The organism is Methylobacterium endophyticum, from assembly GCF_050591105.1.
GTDB lineage: Bacteria > Pseudomonadota > Alphaproteobacteria > Rhizobiales > Beijerinckiaceae > Methylobacterium.
In genome coordinates this window covers 21829-38796 of sequence record NZ_JBNHES010000010.1, presented here as the reverse complement: position 1 = coordinate 38796, position 16968 = coordinate 21829, and the positions used below count along the sequence as shown (strand labels likewise).

Below are 16968 nucleotides of genomic sequence, written 5' to 3'. Positions count from 1 at the left end.
GTGCCTGCGGCGCGTCGGCGCCGGCCGCTGCGGGGCCTCAGGTCATGTTCAACCCGTTCGACATGCTGCAAGGCCAGAACGCCGCCGGCATGCAGGGCATCGGCCAGCAGTTCGGCCTCACCCCCGACCAGACGCGCCGGGCCATGGAGGCCCTGCTGCCGGCCTTCGCCTTCGGCCTCCAGCGCCACGATCCCGAGGAGCCCACGGGCCTTCTGAAGCTGTTCGCCTCGCCGATACTGAGCCAGGCGGTGATCCGTCAGGCGGCCTCCGCGAGCGGGGTCGGCGGCCAGGCCCTGCGCCAGATGCTGCCGATGATGGCGGGCATGGTGGTGGCGAGCATCGTCCACATGCTCCTCAACCAGCAGGCGCCTCAGCCCGCGCCGGAACCCGAGCCGGCCAACCCCTTCCTCGCGGGGCAGGCGTTCTGGACGGACATGATGAAGGGCTTCCTGTCGCCCGCGGGCAGCCCGCCCGGCGCCTCCCGTTCCGAGCCGGCGCCCCCCGAACCCAAATCCGCCGGCAAGCCCGAGGCGGGAAAGCCGGAGCCCGGCAAGGCGAGCCCCGGCAAGTCCGAGCCCAGCAAGCCTGACACCGGCAGGCCAGAGGGGGAGCCGTCCGGCGCGGCGGTGGCCAAGCAGGTCGACATCTTCCAGCAGATGCTGCTGACCGGGGCCGAGGTTCAGGAGGAGAATGTCCGGGCGATGAGGGGCATCTTCGACGCCTTCTGGACGGACGGAGCGCCGGAGCCGGAAAAGGCGGCGCCCCCCGCCCCGGTGGCCGCGCCCGTGAAACCGCCGCGCGCCGGCCCGCGCACCGCCCGGCCGAGGACCGTCAAGCGCGACTGAGCGGGGCGCCTCCGCCGGGCTACTGGGCCTGCGAGATCGTCGTGCCGATGGTGTTGTAGACGTTGTTGAGCTGGGTTCCGTAGAGCTTGATCGCCCCGGCGGCGACGGCGAAGACCAGGAACCCGATCATCCCGTATTCGATGGCCGTGGCGCCTCGGGCATCCCTGCGGAAGGCGCGCAGCAGGGCCCGCGCCCCGTCCCGCGTGGCGATCCCTCGCTCCTCGTGCTGTCCGGCTCGCGCCATCAGGTCCGCCCCCGCGTCCGAAACCGGCGCAGGCGGCGATGATAGCGCACAGCCCTTGCCAGGGGCTTAAGGAGAACGCGGACTCGCGAACCCGTGTGCGAGGCGGGCGGTCAGCCCTTGCCCGTCTCCCTCCGCAGAGCGTCGATGCGCTTGGAGGCGTCGGCCTTGTCGAGGTCCGGGTCGAAGGCGTCCGGGTCCTTGGCCTGCTCGGACAGCGTCTTGAGGTAGGAGGCCTGCGCGCCGGTCATCGGCTCGCCGCCGGTGGTCCAGTCGTCGGGATCCTTGATCCGGTTCGAGGCGTCCGCCGGATCGCCGTTCGGATCGCTCTTGGGGACTTTCGCCGTGCCGGGGGCGGTCTTGCTCATGGGGAACCTTTCGTTCTTGAAACGTTCCGATCAACCCGGAGCCGGAGGCCGGGTTCCGAGGCGCGGCGGGGAGCCGCGCCTCCCGCGCCTGTCAGGCGGCGTGGGCCTTGGGCTGAACCTCGGCGGTATAGTCGTCCATGAGCGTCTTGGTCATGGCGCCAGGCACGAACTTATAGGGGCCGATCTCGGAGACCGGCGTCACCTCCGCCGCCGAGCCCGTGATGAAGCACTCCGAGAAGCCCTCCATCTCCTCGGGGCGGATGCGGCGCTCGACCACCTCGAAGCCGCGCCGGCGCGCCAGCTCGATCACGGTCTGGCGGGTGATGCCGTTGAGGAAGCGGTCGGCCTGCGGCGTATGGATGACGCCGTCCTTGATGAAGAACACGTTCGCGCCGGTGCACTCGGCGACGTAGTCCTCCCAGTCGAGCATCAGGGCGTCGGCATAGCCCTTGTTCTCGGCCCGGTGCTTGGAGATGGTGCAGATCATGTACAGGCCCGCCGCCTTGGAGGCCGAGGGGATGGTGCGCGGGTCCGGCCGGCGATAGTCGGCGATGTCGAGGCGGATGCCCTTCATCTTGGTGGCCGGGTCGAAATAGCTCGGCCATTCCCAGGCGGCGATGGCGAGATGGATGGTGTTGCCTTGCGCGGCCACGCCCATCATCTCCGAGCCGCGCCAGGCGACGGGGCGGAGATAGGCGTCCTGCAATCCGCTCGTGCGCAGCACCAGCTCCTTGGCCGCGACGATCTCGTCGACGCTGTAGGGGATCCTGTAGTCGAGGAGCTCGGCCGAGCGCAGCAGGCGCTTCGTGTGCTCCAGGCTCTTGAAGATGCGCCCGCCATAGGCGCGCTCGCCCTCGAACACCGTCGATCCGTAGTGGAGACCGTGGCTCAGCACATGGATCTTGGCCTCCCGCCACGGCACCATGGCGCCGTCGAACCAGATGGTGCCATCGCGCTGGTCGAACGGGATCACGGACATGGACAGTTCCTCGTCGCGCGGCCGTTTCGGGAGCGGCCGCGAAAGGCTTCTTTGGCGTCGGACGCCGGAGCGTGCAACCGCCGGGGCGCAGGAAATGGGCCAGGGACGCCCCTGGCAGGCCCCATGGGATGGCTTGACGGGTACCAACCGGCCTGAGATATGTCAACAACGCTGACTTATATCGAGGGCGGACGACAGGTGGCAGGCGACGCGACGAGGCGGGCGGCGGACGAGGGCGCGCGGGAGCTTCCGGCCGTGGCTCCCGCGAGCGACGACCTCATCGAGCTGTTGTTCTTCGCCTATCGCGACTTCGTCGGCGACCCGGACCGCATCCTGGCGCAATACGGCTTCGGGCGCGCCCATCACCGGGTGCTGCATTTCGTCGACCGCTATCCCGGTCTCACGATCGCCGAATTGCTCGATATCCTGCGCATCACCAAGCAGAGCCTCAACCGGGTGCTGAAGGACTTGATCGAGCAGGGCTACATCGCGCAGAAGACCGGCACCGCCGACCGCCGCCAGCGGCTGCTCTACTGCACCGAGGCCGGGGCGGGGCTGGCCTCCGACCTCATCGACGTGCAGGCGCGCCGCGTCGCCCGCGCGCTCGCCGACCCGGTCGCGGAGCCGAACTCCGCCCATCCCCCCGCGCACGGATTCCTGCTGGCGATGATCGAGCCCGACGAGCGCGCCACCGTGCGCCGCCTCATGGCCCGCCGCACGCGGGGCGCCGCCTGATGTCCCTGTCCGCCATCCGGGCCGAGCTGCCCGCCGAAGCGCCGCATGTCCTCGTGGTGGACGACGACCGCCGCCTGCGCGAGCTGCTCACCCGCTACCTGTTCGAGCAGGGGTTCCGCGTGACCTCGGCCGCGAACACGACGGAGGCCAGGGCCAAGGCCCAGAGCTTCGTCTTCGACGCCATGGTGCTCGACGTGATGATGCCGGGCGAGAACGGCTTCGACTACGCCCGCAAGGTGCGCGAGACCTCGCGGGTGCCGATCCTGATGCTCACCGCGCGCTCCAACCCCAACGACCGGGTGATGGGGCTCGAGATCGGCGCCGACGACTACCTGCCGAAACCCTTCGAGCCGCGCGAGCTGATCCTGCGGCTCACCAACATCATCAACCGGGCCGGCGGCCCGCGCCGCAGCTCCGAGGGCGACGTCGTCACCTTCGGGCCGTTCTCCTACCGGATCGACCGGGGGGAGCTGCGCCGCGACGACGAGATGATCCGCATCACCGAGCGCGAGCGCGAGATCCTCACCATCCTCGCCGCCGCCGCCGGGGCCAATGTCGAGCGCGAGGTGCTGGCGGGCGCAGGCGGCGCCGCGGCCGAGCGCACCATCGACGTGCAGATCAACCGCCTGCGCCGCAAGACCGAGGTCGACCCGGCCAACCCCACCTTCTTGCAGACGGTGCGCGGCGTCGGCTACCGCCTCGCCGTCGACTGATGCGCGCGCGGGCCGCCTCGTGAACGCGCCCGAGCCCGATGCCGCCCGGATCGCGCGGGCCGAGCCCGTCGCCGAGCCGGCCGCGCCTCCCCGGAAGTCCCGCCCGAACAAGATCGTCCGCCGGATCTCGCGCGTCATCGGCGACGCCCTGCCCAAGGGCCTCTACGCCCGCTCGCTCATCATCATCATCGCGCCGGTCGTCCTGCTCCAGTCGGTGATCGCCTACACCTTCATGGAGCGGCACTGGCAGCTCGTGACGAAGCGCCTCTCCTCGGCCGTCACGGCGGACGTCGCCGCGCTGATCGACATCTACGAGCGCTATCCGCAGGACAAGGACGCCGAGACGCTGACCCGCATCGCGGGCGACCGGCTCAACCTCGACCTCGACATCCTGAAAGGCGCCAAGCTGCCGCCACCGGGGCCGCGCCCGTTCTTCTCGATCCTCGACGAGGCGCTCTCCGACGAGATCAAGCGCCAGATCGGGCGCCCGTTCTGGATCGACACGGTGGGGCGCTCGAACCTCATCGAGATCCGCGTCGCCATCCCCGACGGGGTGATGCGCATCACCGCGCGCCGCTCCCAGGCCTACGCCTCGAACTCGCACATCTTCCTCGTCTGGATGATCGGCTCCTCGATGGTGCTGCTCGGCGTCGCCATCCTGTTCCTGAGAAACCAGATCAAGCCGATCCTGCGGCTCGCCGCCGTGGCGGAGGGGTTCGGCAAGGGCCGCGAGATCGAGTTCCGCCCGCGCGGCGCCCGCGAGGTCCGGCAGGCGGGGCATGCCTTCATCGAGATGAAGCGGCGCATCGAGCGGGCCATGGAGCAGCGCACGACGATGCTCAACGGCGTCAGCCACGACCTGCGCACCATCATCACCCGCTTCCGGCTGTCCCTGGCGCTGGTCGAGCAGACGCCGGAGGTGGAGGACCTCGCCCGCGACGTGGACGAGATGAGCCGCATGCTGGAAGCCTATCTCGCCTTCGCGCGCGGCGATTCCGCCGAACTCGCCGCTCCCACCGACATGCGCGCGCTGCTGGAGGACCTGCGCACCGACGCCGAACGTCTCGGCGCCCAGGTGACGGACGTGGATCTCGCCGGCTCTCCGCTCGTCACCGTGCGGCCGGACGCCTTCCGGCGCTGCCTGTTCAACCTCGCCGCCAACGCCGCCCGCTACGGCGAGACGGTGGCGATCTCCGGCCGCATCGAGGTGCGCTCCTTCCTGGTCTCCATCGACGACGACGGGCCGGGCATCCCGCCGGAGAGCCGCGAGGAGGTGTTTAAGCCCTTCGTGCGCCTCGACGACGCCCGCCAGGATGCCGGCGGCTCGGGCCTCGGCCTCTCCATCGCCCGCGACATCGCCCGCGCCCATGGCGGCGACGTCACCCTCCACGACAGCCCGCTCGGGGGCCTGCGCGCCACGGTGCGGGTGCCGGCATAAGGCGCCGGTCGGCAACCCGCGCTTTTCCCCCTCTCCTCGCTTGCGGGGAGAGGGCCGCGACGACCCCGTCGTCGGCGCGGCGAGCCCGAAGGGCGAAGGTGAGGGGGTCTCGACGGATGAGGCTCGCCCGGAGCCGCCCCCTCACCCTCGCGTCCGGCTACGCCTCCCGCTCACCGCACGCACGGCGAGGTGCGTGCGGTCCTCTCCCCGCGTGGCGGGGAGAGGGGATATCCCGCGCCCTGTCGAGCCCACTACATCAGCCGGCAGTTACCCCGCCGTCTCCCGCACGATCCCGCGCGCAAAAAGCCCGTCGATCTCTCCCGCGTCGTAGCCGGCCTCGCTGAGGATGGCGCGGCTGTGCTCGCCGAGCAGCGGTGCCGGACCGTGCACGCGGCCGGGGGTGGCGGAGAACTTCACCGGCAGGCCGAGGGTGCGCATCGGCCCGACGCGCGGATGCGCGACCTCGACCACCATCTCCCGGTGCAGCGTCTGCGGGTCGCGGTGCATGGCATCGACATCGAGCACCGGCCCCGCCGGCACGCCGCCTGCCTCCAGCCGCGCCAGCCATTCGGCGGAGGTGGCGCCGCGGAAATGCGGCGCCAGCGCCTCGGCCAGCGCCTCGCGATGGGCCATGCGGTCGCGGTTCTGCGAAAAGCGCGGATCGGCGGCGAGGTCGTCGGCGCCGAGTGCCGCGAGCAGCCGCAGCCAGTTGGTCTGGTTGGCCGCGCCGATGGTGATCCAGCCGTCGGCGGTCTGAAACGCCTCGTAGGGCGCGTTCAGGGGATGGGCCGAGCCCATGGGGCCGGGGGCGATCCCCGTCGCCATGGCGATGGCCGACTGCCAATAGGTCAGCGTGATGCCGGCCTCGAACAGCGAAGTGTCGACGGCCTGCCCCTCGCCGGTCCTCTGCTTGTGCGCGTAGGCCGCGAGCACCCCCATGGCGGCGAGGATGCCGGCGGTGATGTCGGTGACGGGCGGCCCGCATTTCATCGGCGGCCGGCCCGGCCCCTCGCCGGTGATGCTCATGAGCCCGCTCATGCCCTGCGCCACGAGATCGAAGCCGGCCCGGTCGGCATAGGGCCCGGTGCGGCCGAAGCCCGAGAGCGCGCAGTAGATCAGGCCGGGAAACTCCCGCCGGAGCGTCTCGTAGCCGAGCCCGAGCCGCTCCATGGTGCCGCCGCGATAGTTCTCGATCAGTACGTCCGCGTCGGCCAGCAGCCGGCGCAGCACGGCCTTGCCGTCCTCGGCCTTGAGGTCCAGCGCGATGCCGCGCTTGCCCCGGTTCATCATCATGTAGGCGGCGCTCTCGCCTTCGAGCGCCGGAGGGACCGAGCGGCGGGTGTCGTCGCCGCCCTCGATCTTCTCGACCTTGACGATCTCGGCGCCCATGTCGCCGAGCATCAGCCCGCAGACCGGGCCCGCCATGATATGCGCGAGCTCGACCACCCGCATCCCCGCCAGCGGCCCCGAGCGCGCCGTCCCCGCCTTCGCGTCCGCCATGGGGCGCCTCAGCGCAGGCCGGAGACGGCGGGCTTGGCCGGCGGCGGCGGGGCCGGCTCGGCCGCCTCCTCGAAGGGTTTCGCCGGCCGCATGGTGAAGGCGAGCACCGCGCCGAGCAGGCACAGGCCGATGGAGCCGGCGAAGGGCAGCGTCCAGCTCCCGGTCTTGTCCACCACGAAGCCGAACACGATCGGCGAGACGATGGCCGCCACCGCCGAGCCGGTGTTCATCAGGCCGCTCGCGGTGCCGGCGTATTTCGGCGCGACGTCCATGGGCACCGACCAGATCGGGCCGATCACCAGCTCCGCGAAGAAGAAGCCCGAGGAGAGCAGCAGCGCCACGTAGGTGAGGTCGCGGGTGAAGAACACGCCCGCGAGGCTCGCCGCCGCGCCGAGGAAGCCGATCACGATGATCGAGAGCCGGGCGAGGGTGATGTTTCCCGTGCTCTTGAGGATGCGGTCGCTGAGCACGCCGCCGAGCGTGTCGCCGACGACGCCGGCGAAGAACACGCCCGAGGCGAAGAGCGCCGAGTTCTTCAGGTCGAGCCCGTAGCTCTCCTTGAAGAACACCGGGATCCAGCCGAGGAACAGCCACAGGGTCCAGCCGTAGCAGAAATAGGTCAGCGTCACCGGCGCGATGCGCTTCGTCAGCGCCCACCACGGCACGGCCTGTTTCGTGCCGGGCGCGCGGGCCGGCGGCAGCATGTCGAGCTCTTCCTGCGTGATGGCGTGATGGTCGCGCGGGTCGTCGCGGAAATAGAGGTACCAGACCGCGACCCAGACGAAGCTCGCCAGCCCCAGGATCACGAAGCCGTAGCGCCAGCCCACATGGTAGATCAGGAAGGCGACGATCGGCGGGGCGACCGCGTTGCCGAGCCGCGCGAAGGCGTGGGTGATGCCTTGCGCGAAGCCGCGCTTGCCCGGCGCCGTCCAGTTCTGCATGGCGCGGGTGGCGGTCGGGAAGGTGGCGCCCTCACCGAAGCCCAGCAGCACGCGGGCCAGGAAGAGGCTGACGAGCCCGCCGACGAAGCCGGTGAGGATCGTCGCCATGGCCCAGATCATGCCGCAGACGAGCAGCGTGCGCCGCGCCCCGAACTTGTCGCCGACGGAGCCGCCGATCACCTGGAAGATCGCGTAGGGGTAGGCGAAGGCCGAGAGGATCACCCCGAACTCGGTCTTCGACATGCCGAGATCCTTCATGATCTCCCCGCCCGCCGTGGCGATGTTCACGCGGTCGAGATAGGTGATGAAGTACATCAGGCAGAGCAGGAACAGCACGCTGTTCGTCGCGCTCATCCGCTTCAGCATCGGCGGTTCCTCCGGTTCTCTTTTCGCATGCCGGGCCCTTCTGCGAGGGTCCCGCTCCGCCTGCCCATGCGGATGCCGGGCGGCCGAAGCCCGGAACTGATTCCGCATTTTGAATTCAATGTCGAGCGGCGGCCCGGCGGCCGGCCCCGAACGGCGATCCGCCCCGGCCTCCCATCTTTCCGCCGTCCGCGCAATTCGTCTTCGCGCATTCTCCCTCTCGCGCGAGGGAACGCCCGCCCACGATCCCCGGTTGAGAAGCGGCTCCGCCCGCGGCGGTGACAGACCTTCCCGAGGCGGAATGCCCGACACGGGCCCGCCTGACACGGAGCGGACGATGCGCGGCCCGACGATCCTCGCCTTCGCGGCGGCCACCTTCCTGACCGCCGCCGTCCCGGCGGAGGCCGGCTGCCTGCGGCGCGTGACCAACCGCTCGCCGTTCCTCGTGACCGTCGCCCTCGACGGCGGCCCGGCGGTGGCGGTGCCGCCCCATCGCAGCCGGACCATCCGCTACCTCGCCTCCGGGCGGATCGAGGTGTCGGCCTTCTGTCCGGGGGCGGTCGCTCCGGCCTTCCGGGAGAGCTACGGCACCACGGCGGTGCTCGACCGCTGCTATGTCGAGATCGGCGACGGCTTCTTCGAGCCGCAACTCGGCAAGGGCTTCGCCGGGACGGACGATACAAGGCCGCTGGCGGTCAACACCCCGCGGCAGGGCGATATCGCTATGGGCCCCTCGGGCCTGTCCTGCCCGCTTCCGCCCGCGCCCGCTCGGATCTCGGTGCGCTATTGAGCGGACGCGAAAACGGGGGCGCGCGGCCCCCGTTCTCCGTTTCGGCGCTGTGGTGCCGGTGTCAGGCCGTGGCGGGCTCCATCCGGCCCTCGGCGGGCGCCGTTGAAGCGGAGGCCGGCGTCAGCACCTTGCCGCGCGGTCCGACCCAGGTGCCGACCCATTTGCGCTGGAACAGGAACAGGCAGCCGAGCACGATGCCGGCGAAGGCCGCGTAGACCACGAAGCCCGTGGCGAAGGAGCCGGTATACTGCTTCGAGAAGCCCATGACGTTGGGCAGGATGGCGCCGCCGAGCGCCCCGATCTCGCCGATCATCGAGCCGGCCACCGCCGTGTTGGTGGGCCAGCGCAGCGGCACGAGCTGGAACAGCGCGCCGTTGCCGGCGCCGAGCGCCGCGAAGCAGAGCATGAACAGCAGCGTCGTGAGGGCGAGCGAGGGCGTCGCGGTGAGCAGCAGGAACGAGCCCACTGCCGCGAGCAGCACGATCGACAGCACCAGGATGCCGCCCATGCGGTCGGCGAAGTAGCCGCCGAGGATGCGGATGCCGGAGCCCATCAGCGCCGCCAGCATGGTCAGCCGCCCGGCCTCGACCTTGGTGACGGCGAACTGCTCGTAGAAGAAGGTCGGCAGGAAGTTCGACAGGCCGATGAAGCCGCCGAAGGTGATGATGTAGATCAGCGAGAAGGCCCAGCCGTCCTTGGTGAACAGGCAGGAGACGTGCTCCTTGAAGGACTGGTGCTCGAGGTCCGGCGGCTCCTTGGCGAGCACGATCATCACGACGAGCGGGATCGCCATCACGCACCCGGCGAAGCCGTAGACCGTCTGCCAGCCATAGGCCTGGGCGAGCGGCGGCGCGAACAGCACGGCGAGCACGGTGCCGGAGTTGCCGGCCCCCGCGATGCCCATGGCGAGCCCCTTGTGCTCCGGCGGGAACCAGCCCGAGCCCAGCGACAGCGCCACGCCGAAGGAGGCGCCGGCGATGCCGAGCAGCACGCCCATGGCGAGCACGTCGTTGTAGCTGCTCACTGCGAAGAACCCGTAGGCCATCGCGAGCATGATGACGCTCATCTCGGTGATGGCGGCGTTCTTGCGGCCGATATACTGGGCCAGCACCCCGAGCGGGAAGCGCATGATCGCGCCCGCCAGGATCGGCAGCGAGATCATGAACCCGGTCTGGGCCGGGGTGAGCTTGTAGGTCTCGGTGATGAACGGACCCATGGCGCCGTTGAGCACCCAGATCGCGAAGCAGAAATCGAAATAGAGGAACGCGGCGAACAGGGTCGGGGGATGACCCGACTTCATCACGGTCTTGAAACTGGCCATGGGGGGCTCGTCTTTATCAACGGCGACCCGTCGAAGGGCCGCCCTGCCGGAGGGAGCCGGACTCACACCGTCCGCATGCGGCGCCTCGTTGCCCCGCGCGCCCGACCGCGCTCTCGCGCAGGGGCTGAGGATTGCAAAGCAGCAACCGTGCCAGAAGATCGGCTGCCCTCGAAGACGGCGGCGCATCTGCGCGGGCCGCCGGGGAAGGGGCATTCGCCGGCGCCGGAATGCCGCGCCGCGAGGCATCTCTGCCCAGGGATGCGGCGGCCGGCCTCGGCGGGCGGCAGCGGCCGGCTCCGGCCTATAGTATGTCCAGGAGAAGTGGCTTCCGGTTCTCCGTCCGGACATACGGCAGAACAAGGAACTGAGAGTCTGTCGGGCGCTTCCGAAAGCGCCCGACAGACTATCGGCAGGTGGTGACGGTCTTCACCATCCAGCCGTCCCCCGCCTGCCAGAACTTGCGGCGGGTCCGCTGGCAATCGGCCGGCTCCCGGCCCGCCGTCCAGGCGACCTCCGGCTCGCCCGGTTGGGCGGCCGCGGTGGCGGCCTCCCGCGTGGTGGAACGGCGCGCCTCCGCAGGGAGCGGAGTCAGGCCGGCGGCGAGGGCCAGGGCGAGGCCGAGCGCGGACAGGCACCGGACGGGGAGCACGGGCACGGGGAATCCGACGAGAAGAGGAGGCGCGAATCGCGCGCCTTTCCATCGCCGGGCGGCGGAGCCTCCGCAAGCGGCCGAGCTTGTCCGTCCGCAGGCTTTTCCCGCTCTTCACCGAAACCCGCACGGCCGCGATGCCGCACCCGTCCCGGCGGCTCCGGCGCGCGGGGCGATTGAGCCGGCGCGTGACCGTGAAGACACGGCCTGCGGCCTTCGAATGCGTGACGATGCCGTCGCCTTTTTGCTACCACATCGCGTGCAGAGGGGGCTCTCGCAGGGCAGCGTCGTTTCCGCGACGGCGCAGGCATGAGACGCCCGCCCGACGTCCAACGATCGAGACGCTACCATGTTGAGCCAGATGTCCGTCACCCGGCGGATCGCCGCCTCCAGGCGGTTCCTCGTCCTCGCCTGCTCCGCGGCGGCGCTCGCCGCCGGCCTCGCCGCCGTTGCCGCCCCCGCTCCCGCGGCGGCGCAGGGCGCCTTCGGCGGCTATGACGACGACCGCCTGTATCAGGACCAGAACGGCGCGATCTACCGCAAGCGCGCCGGCCAGTACGTGCCCTATTCCGGCAGGGTCGAGGGCGGCCGTCCGGTCGGTCCCGACACGGCCGCCGCCCCGCCGCCGCCGGCCCAGCCGCGCCGCGCCGCGCTGCCGGAGGAGACCGACGCCGATCAGGCCGCGATCTCGGCCCGCACCGGCACCCGCGTGGTCTCCGACGCGACCAAGGCCGCCCTCGCCCGCCCGCTCGACGACGGCCCGATCGACTACGCCAAGGCCTATGCCGCCATTCCCGACGACGCCTTCCCGGTGCCGGCTTTCAACTGGAAGAAGGCCAACCCCAACGTGCTGCGCCAGGAGGTCGCCTATAACGGCCGCTACGAGCCCGGCACCATCGTCGTCGACCCGAAGGCCCACCAGCTCTTCCTGGTGCAGGGCAACGGCCGCGCGCGCCGCTACGGCGTCGGCGTCGGCAAGCAGGGCTTCGCCTGGTCGGGCAGCGCCACCATCAACTCGAAGCAGGCCTGGCCCGACTGGTATCCCCCGAAGGAGATGATCGCCCGCCGGCCCGACCTCGCCCGGCAGGTGGACAAGCTCCAGAGCGGCGTCGGCGTGGCCGGCGGCTCGCGCAACCCCCTCGGCGCGCGCGCGATGTACCTGTGGCAGGACAACAAGGACACGCTGTTCCGCATCCACGGCACCACGGAGCCGGAATCCATCGGACACAGCGTGTCGTCCGGCTGCATCCGCATGATCAACCAGGACGCCATCGACCTCTTCGGCCGCGTCAATGTCGGCACCAAGGTCGTTGTGCTGAACTAAAGGACGTCTCCGGCGCCGGTGGTCCCGGCGCCGGATTTTTCGCTGAAAGCGGTTCAGGAGGGCTTGCGGGCCTCTTCCTCGTCGATGTCGACGAGGAAGACGATGTCGGCCTCGTCCTCGCCGTCCTCTTCGGTGTCGTCCTGCTCCTCGCCGGTCGCGGCGAGATGGCGCGGATCGGTCTCGAAATCCTCGTCCCCGTCATCCTCGGCGACGGCGTCCTCGAAGATCTCGATCTCCTCTTCCGTGGCCGCGCGGACCTTGAGGGCGGACGTGCCGTTCCAGAGCGGGCGGCCCTCGCTCGTCATGGCGCGGATGTCGTCCTTGAAGCCGTCGCAGGTGAAGAGGTCCTTGGCGACCTCCTCGGTCCCGTTGATGACCGCCACGGCGGTGCCGTCGATCTCGAGGGTGAACATGATCGCAGAATCCCCGTCGCCTGCCTGGCTGGCGGGGCGGGTTTAGGCGCTTCGCGCGCCCCCGCCAACCGCCTCCCGCGCAGAACGCGGCGGGTTTGCCCGCTCAGGCGCCCGTGCCGCGCGAGATCGCCCGCTTGACCACCGCCTGCACCTCCGGGTTCGAGAGGAAGAGGTCGTGGTTGATGAGGCCGCCGCCGTAGTCGGAGGCATCGGCCACGCGCACGCCCAGCGCCTCCAGGCGCTCGCGGTCGGCGGCGCCCGCGCGGACCACGCCGCCGGCGATGGTGCTCGACAGTTCGAGCGCCCGGTCGTTGGTCGAGGAGATCACGGTCAGCTTCGAGACGTCCGGCCCCAGGCGCGAGACGCTGGTGGTGAAGAGGTCGATGTCGATGTCGGGGGCGGCGAGCACCACGGCGCCGATGCGCGCCATCGCCGCCTCGCCGGCCTCGGCGCGCAGCATGCGCAGGGTCTCGAGCGTCAGCAGCGTGCCCATGGAATGCGCGACGATATTGACACGTCCGCCGCTCGGCGAGGAGGTCAGCGCCTTGAGCAGGTCCTCGAAGGCGTCGCGCGACCACAGCGCGCTCTCGCGGTCGTAGCCGTAGTCGAAGGTCGCCGCCGCCGAGGGCCAGGTGAACAGCGCCGAGGCGCCACGGAAGCGGATGCCGTCCGACAGCCTGGCCGCCGACACCGCCGCCGATTCGAAGGATTCGCGGTAGCCGTGCACGTAGATGAGCACGTCGCGGCCGAAGGCGGCCTGCGCGAAGGCATCGGCCGCGCCGGCCCCGCTCTCGACCTTCGGCACCGCGCCGATGCCCCAGTCCCCGGTGACGACGGAGGAGACCTTGCCGATGAGCGAGCGGTCGGGCGGGCTCACGCGGACCTCGGCGAAGCTCAGGCCCCTGCCGCGCTCCGAACTGAAATAGGGCGACTTCGGCGGGTTGCCGACGGGCTTGCGCGTGGTCGCCACCAGCAGCACCGGGCTGACGTCGAGCGCCGACTGGCGCTCGGGCCCCGCGGCCGTGCCGGTGACGAGCCCGTCCGCCACGCAGGCGCCCAGCGAAGGCGCCAGCGCCGCCGTGCCGAGCACCGCTCCGAACCGGACGAGCGCGCGTCGCGTGGGGTGTTGGATATCGCTCGTCATGATCCGGTCCGCCGTCCCGCTGCGCGAGGCGGGCCCCGTCGGTCCCGCCGTCCGGCGCGACCTTGACCACGATCGTGACCTTGGCAGGGCAGGGGCGTGCAGGGATGACGGCGGGGTTGTCAGCGTGGCACGAAGGCCACGCTTCGTCTCAGGCGGTCAGCCGCGCCTTCGCCGCCCGTGCGAGGAAGCCCGACCGGCTCTCGCCCGCCGCCTCCGCCGCCCTGTCGATCCGGCGAAGAAGAGCCTCTTCGAGGGAGACGTTCACGCGCACGGCCCTGCCCGGCAGATCGACCTCGATCAGCCCGATCATCGCGGTCTCGGCCTCCGCGCGGAAAGCGGGATCGCGTCGCCACTCGTCGATGCTCCGCATCGCCGGGATCGGCTCTTCGTCTTCCACGAGCCCGTCGATATGGAAGGCCAGCATCTCGGACGCCTTGCGGTAGAGCGTGTCGAGATCGCCGGCGACCGTGGTCGCGCCGGGGAAGTCGGGAAAGGATGCGCCGAAACGTTCATCCTCCTCATGGATCAGCATGACGATCCGAGCCATGCGCCTCGCCTTTCGGTACGCCGCACGATCGCGGCTGTTCGAACGATGTCACCAGTCCCACCCCGCCTGCCGGTAGACGCTGCGGAGGGTCCCGGTGGGAATTTCCGCTTCACCCGTGTCGACGGTCATTTTGCCCGGCTTCGACGGATGCTTGAACTGAACGTGATCCCCAGGTCCCTTTCTGAAGACCGCCCATCCGTCTGCGTGAAGCGCGGCGATCACCGCGCGCGTTTTGCGGTCTCGATGCTTTGGAGGCATGGGTTCGATATCCCAACTCGAGCATGGTTACCTCCAGATTTTGCGCAAAAATACACACTTTTTGGCGGGCTACAAGTCGAGTTGACGAGCGTCGATCAGTTGCCGGGGCAACCGTTCCTATCGTCAAAGCCCCCTCGACGGCCGGCCCCCGCACCGGCATGAAGGGGCCATGGCCGCCGCCTCCGCTCCCACGCCCGCCCTCGACATCGACCGCCTTCGCGAGCGCCTGCTCGCGGGCGACCGCGCGGCGCTCGCCCGCGCCATCACGCTGGCCGAGTCGAAGCGCGCCGACCATCGCGCGGCGGCGCGGGATCTCATCGACGCCGTGCTGCCGCAGACGGGCAAGGCGATCCGGGTCGGCATCACCGGGGTGCCGGGGGTGGGCAAGTCGACCACCATCGACGCGCTGGGCGCCTATCTGACGGGGGAGGGCCACAAGGTCGCGGTGCTGGCGGTCGATCCGTCCTCGAGCCGCACCGGCGGCTCCATCCTCGGCGACAAGACCCGCATGGCGCGGCTCGCGGTCGACCCGAACGCCTTCATTCGGCCCTCGCCCTCCTCGGGGACGCTCGGCGGCGTCGCCGCCAAGACCCGCGAGACCATGCTGCTCTGCGAGGCGGCGGGTTTCGACGTGATCCTGGTGGAGACGGTGGGCGTCGGCCAGTCGGAGACGGCGGTGGCCGATCTCACCGATTTCTTCCTCGTGCTGATGCTGCCCGGCGCCGGGGACGAGCTGCAAGGCATCAAGAAGGGCATCCTGGAACTCGCCGACATGATCGCGGTCAACAAGGCCGACGACGGCGAGGGCGAGCGGCGCGCCAACGCGGCGGCCTCCGAGTACCGCGCGGCGCTCCACATCCTCACCCCGGCCTCCGCCACCTGGACGCCGCCGGTGGTGACGATCTCGGGCTTCTACGGCCTTCGCCTCGACGCGATGTGGGGCAAGGTCGTGGACCACCGCGAAAAGCTGACGGCGACCGGCGAGATCGCGAAGAAGCGCCGCGAGCAGGACGTGAAATGGATGTGGGCGCTGGTCCACGAGCGCCTGCACCAGCGCCTCGTCGGCTCGGCCGAGGTGCGCAGGGCCACAGCCGAGGCGGAAGCGGCCGTGGCGCGGGGCGAGAGCTCTCCGGCGGCGGGCGCGGTGGCGATCGCGGATCTCGTCGGCCTGTGAGCGGGGCGCGGCTCCTCGTCACCGGATTCGGCCCGTTTCCCGGCATGCCGGACAATCCCAGCGCGGTGCTCGCCCGGCGCATCGCGGCGTCGCCCCGGCTGCGCGCCGTGCTCGGCCGTCCGGCGCGGGTTCTGGTGCTGCGCACCGCCTATTCCGCCTTGCCGGAGATGCTGGCGCCGGCCCTCGCACAGGAGCCGGCCGCCGTGCTGATGATCGGCGTGGCCGTCCGCTCGCGGCGCCTGCGTGTCGAGGATTGCGCGCGGGGCCGGGCGAGCCGGCTCCGTCCCGACGTATCGGGCCGGGTCGGCCTGCCGGAGCCGGCAGCGATGCCGCCCCTCCTGCGCAGCCGCGGTGCCGCGAGGGCTTTGGCGTGCCTGCGCCGGCACGGCATCGCCGTCCGCGCCTCTCACGATGCCGGCCGCTACCTCTGCGACGCGGCCTATCATCGCGCCCTCCGCGCGAATCCGGACGCGCTCTTCGTGCATGTCCCGCCGGTGCCGCGTACGCGGCGTCCGCTCGGCGCGCGTCCGGCGAGGGCCGCCGCCCCGCTGCTGGCGCGGGCGCTGGCGGAGGTCGCGGTCGGGCTCGTCATGCGCGCGCGCCGATCCTGAGCCGGCACAGCGTGGCCGCGTCAAAAAAACCGTCTTGCGCGCGGTGAACAATCGCGGCCTCGGGCGTTGGCAGTGCGACGGGAGCCGGGCGCGCTCCATCGGCCCCGGAGCGGGCTCGCGCCCGGCGCAACGACAATCGAGGAGACAGCCATGGTTGATACCGATCGCATCGCCGGCACCGCCCGCGAGCTCGGCGGCAAGGCCCAGGCGGCGGTGGGCGACATCGCCGGCTCCAGCCGCGACTCGGTCGAGGGACGCTTCCGCGAGGCGCAAGGCCGGGCGCAGGACGCCTTCGGCCAGGTGAAGGACAAGGCGCAGGACGCGCTCGGGCAGGCCCAGGGCCGGGCGCAGGACGCGCTGGACCAGGCCCGCGACCGCTTCGGCGACTACGCCGACGACGTGTCCGACTATGCGGGCGACGCCTATGAGCGCGGCGGCGAATACCTGCGCGACGGCCGCAGGGCGGTGAGCGCGCGGGTCGAGGAGAATCCGCTGGTGGCGCTGCTGATCGCGGGCGCCGTCGGCTACGGTCTCGCGCTGCTGCTGCATTCGCGCCGCTGACGGACGCTCACGAACGAAAAGGCCCCGCCGGAGCGATCCGGCGGGGCTTTTTT

General features: G+C 70.9%; 20 protein-coding genes. 9 read left to right on the top strand and 11 right to left on the bottom strand.

Features of this window, described 5'->3' with window-relative positions:
• The first annotated feature begins 44 nt into the window (after positions 1-44).
• Entirely contained in the window at positions 45-845 is an 801-nt protein-coding gene (locus ACP56T_RS12740) for a DUF937 domain-containing protein (protein ID WP_430912492.1), read from the top strand.
• A gap of 19 nt (positions 846-864) precedes the next feature.
• On the opposite strand, the gene ACP56T_RS12735 is transcribed toward ACP56T_RS12740, so the two are convergent.
• The 3 genes from ACP56T_RS12735 to ACP56T_RS12725 all read right to left on the bottom strand — a co-directional run bounded on the left by ACP56T_RS12735 (position 865) and on the right by ACP56T_RS12725 (position 2433).
• Complete coding sequence (locus tag ACP56T_RS12735; protein ID WP_430912491.1) at positions 865-1089, bottom strand: Flp family type IVb pilin; 225 nt, start codon at positions 1087-1089, stop codon at positions 865-867.
• 110 nt (positions 1090-1199) lie between these two features.
• The gene (locus ACP56T_RS12730; RefSeq protein WP_430912490.1) at positions 1200-1454 is read right to left on the bottom strand and encodes a DUF3072 domain-containing protein; all 255 of its coding nucleotides are present in this window, start codon (positions 1452-1454) and stop codon (positions 1200-1202) included.
• Positions 1455-1545: 91 nt separating this feature from the next.
• Positions 1546-2433, bottom strand: coding sequence for a branched-chain amino acid aminotransferase (locus ACP56T_RS12725; RefSeq protein ID WP_430912489.1), 888 nt, complete (start codon positions 2431-2433; stop codon positions 1546-1548).
• A gap of 159 nt (positions 2434-2592) precedes the next feature.
• Between ACP56T_RS12725 and ACP56T_RS12720 the strand changes: the two genes are divergently transcribed.
• The 3 genes from ACP56T_RS12720 to ACP56T_RS12710 are packed head-to-tail and all read left to right on the top strand — an operon-like array spanning position 2593 to position 5319.
• Positions 2593-3168 carry a MarR family winged helix-turn-helix transcriptional regulator gene (locus tag ACP56T_RS12720; protein WP_430912488.1) on the top strand — a complete coding sequence of 192 codons (576 nt, stop codon included), beginning with the start codon at positions 2593-2595 and terminating at the stop codon, positions 3166-3168.
• Positions 3168-3881 carry a response regulator gene (locus tag ACP56T_RS12715; protein WP_430912487.1) on the top strand — a complete coding sequence of 238 codons (714 nt, stop codon included), beginning with the start codon at positions 3168-3170 and terminating at the stop codon, positions 3879-3881. Before ACP56T_RS12720 ends, ACP56T_RS12715 begins: the two co-directional genes overlap by 1 nt.
• A 49-nt stretch (positions 3882-3930) precedes the next feature.
• Positions 3931-5319, top strand: a complete 1389-nt coding sequence (locus ACP56T_RS12710; protein ID WP_430912611.1) for an ATP-binding protein — start codon at positions 3931-3933, stop codon at positions 5317-5319.
• Between the two features lie 267 nt (positions 5320-5586).
• Here the strand turns inward: ACP56T_RS12710 and ACP56T_RS12705 are convergent, their stop codons facing one another.
• A complete protein-coding gene (locus ACP56T_RS12705) occupies positions 5587-6819 on the bottom strand; it encodes a CaiB/BaiF CoA transferase family protein (RefSeq protein WP_430912486.1) in 1233 nt (410 codons plus the stop codon).
• Positions 6820-6827: 8 nt separating this feature from the next.
• Positions 6828-8126 (bottom strand): MFS transporter, encoded by a 1299-nt coding sequence (locus ACP56T_RS12700; RefSeq protein WP_430912485.1) that lies wholly within the window; start codon positions 8124-8126, stop codon positions 6828-6830.
• A 334-nt stretch (positions 8127-8460) separates the two neighbouring features.
• Here ACP56T_RS12700 and ACP56T_RS12695 point away from each other — a divergent pair, with 334 nt between their 5' ends.
• Complete coding sequence (locus tag ACP56T_RS12695; RefSeq protein WP_430912484.1) at positions 8461-8913, top strand: hypothetical protein; 453 nt, start codon at positions 8461-8463, stop codon at positions 8911-8913.
• Positions 8914-8974: 61 nt separating this feature from the next.
• Here the strand turns inward: ACP56T_RS12695 and ACP56T_RS12690 are convergent, their stop codons facing one another.
• Complete coding sequence (locus ACP56T_RS12690; RefSeq protein WP_430912483.1) at positions 8975-10234, bottom strand: MFS transporter; 1260 nt, start codon at positions 10232-10234, stop codon at positions 8975-8977.
• A 403-nt stretch (positions 10235-10637) separates the two neighbouring features.
• Positions 10638-10889: a hypothetical protein gene (locus ACP56T_RS12685; protein WP_430912482.1), complete on the bottom strand. Its 252-nt coding sequence runs from the start codon at positions 10887-10889 to the stop codon at positions 10638-10640.
• Positions 10890-11232: 343 nt separating this feature from the next.
• Here ACP56T_RS12685 and ACP56T_RS12680 point away from each other — a divergent pair, with 343 nt between their 5' ends.
• Positions 11233-12207 carry a L,D-transpeptidase gene (locus ACP56T_RS12680; RefSeq protein WP_430912481.1) on the top strand — a complete coding sequence of 325 codons (975 nt, stop codon included), beginning with the start codon at positions 11233-11235 and terminating at the stop codon, positions 12205-12207.
• A 53-nt stretch (positions 12208-12260) separates the two neighbouring features.
• Here ACP56T_RS12680 and ACP56T_RS12675 read toward each other — a convergent pair whose 3' ends face one another.
• From ACP56T_RS12675 to ACP56T_RS12660, 4 genes are all read right to left on the bottom strand, one after another.
• Entirely contained in the window at positions 12261-12620 is a 360-nt protein-coding gene (locus ACP56T_RS12675) for a hypothetical protein (protein ID WP_430912480.1), read from the bottom strand.
• 103 nt (positions 12621-12723) lie between these two features.
• Positions 12724-13764 (bottom strand): alpha/beta hydrolase, encoded by a 1041-nt coding sequence (locus ACP56T_RS12670; RefSeq protein ID WP_430912479.1) that lies wholly within the window; start codon positions 13762-13764, stop codon positions 12724-12726.
• Between the two features lie 148 nt (positions 13765-13912).
• Positions 13913-14311, bottom strand: coding sequence for a type II toxin-antitoxin system HicB family antitoxin (locus ACP56T_RS12665; RefSeq protein WP_430912478.1), 399 nt, complete (start codon positions 14309-14311; stop codon positions 13913-13915).
• 48 nt (positions 14312-14359) lie between these two features.
• On the bottom strand, positions 14360-14569 hold the full coding sequence (locus ACP56T_RS12660; RefSeq protein WP_430912477.1) for a type II toxin-antitoxin system HicA family toxin: 210 nt from the start codon (positions 14567-14569) through the stop codon (positions 14360-14362).
• 169 nt (positions 14570-14738) lie between these two features.
• On the opposite strand from ACP56T_RS12660, the gene meaB reads away from it, so the two are divergent.
• From meaB to ACP56T_RS12645, 3 genes are all read left to right on the top strand, one after another.
• The gene (gene meaB, locus ACP56T_RS12655) at positions 14739-15743 is read left to right on the top strand and encodes a methylmalonyl Co-A mutase-associated GTPase MeaB (RefSeq protein WP_430912476.1); all 1005 of its coding nucleotides are present in this window, start codon (positions 14739-14741) and stop codon (positions 15741-15743) included.
• Positions 15740-16354: a pyroglutamyl-peptidase I family protein gene (locus ACP56T_RS12650; protein ID WP_430912475.1), complete on the top strand. Its 615-nt coding sequence runs from the start codon at positions 15740-15742 to the stop codon at positions 16352-16354. Before meaB ends, ACP56T_RS12650 begins: the two co-directional genes overlap by 4 nt.
• Before the next feature lie 150 nt (positions 16355-16504).
• Entirely contained in the window at positions 16505-16915 is a 411-nt protein-coding gene (locus ACP56T_RS12645) for a CsbD family protein (RefSeq protein ID WP_430912474.1), read from the top strand.
• Positions 16916-16968: the final 53 nt, after the last annotated feature.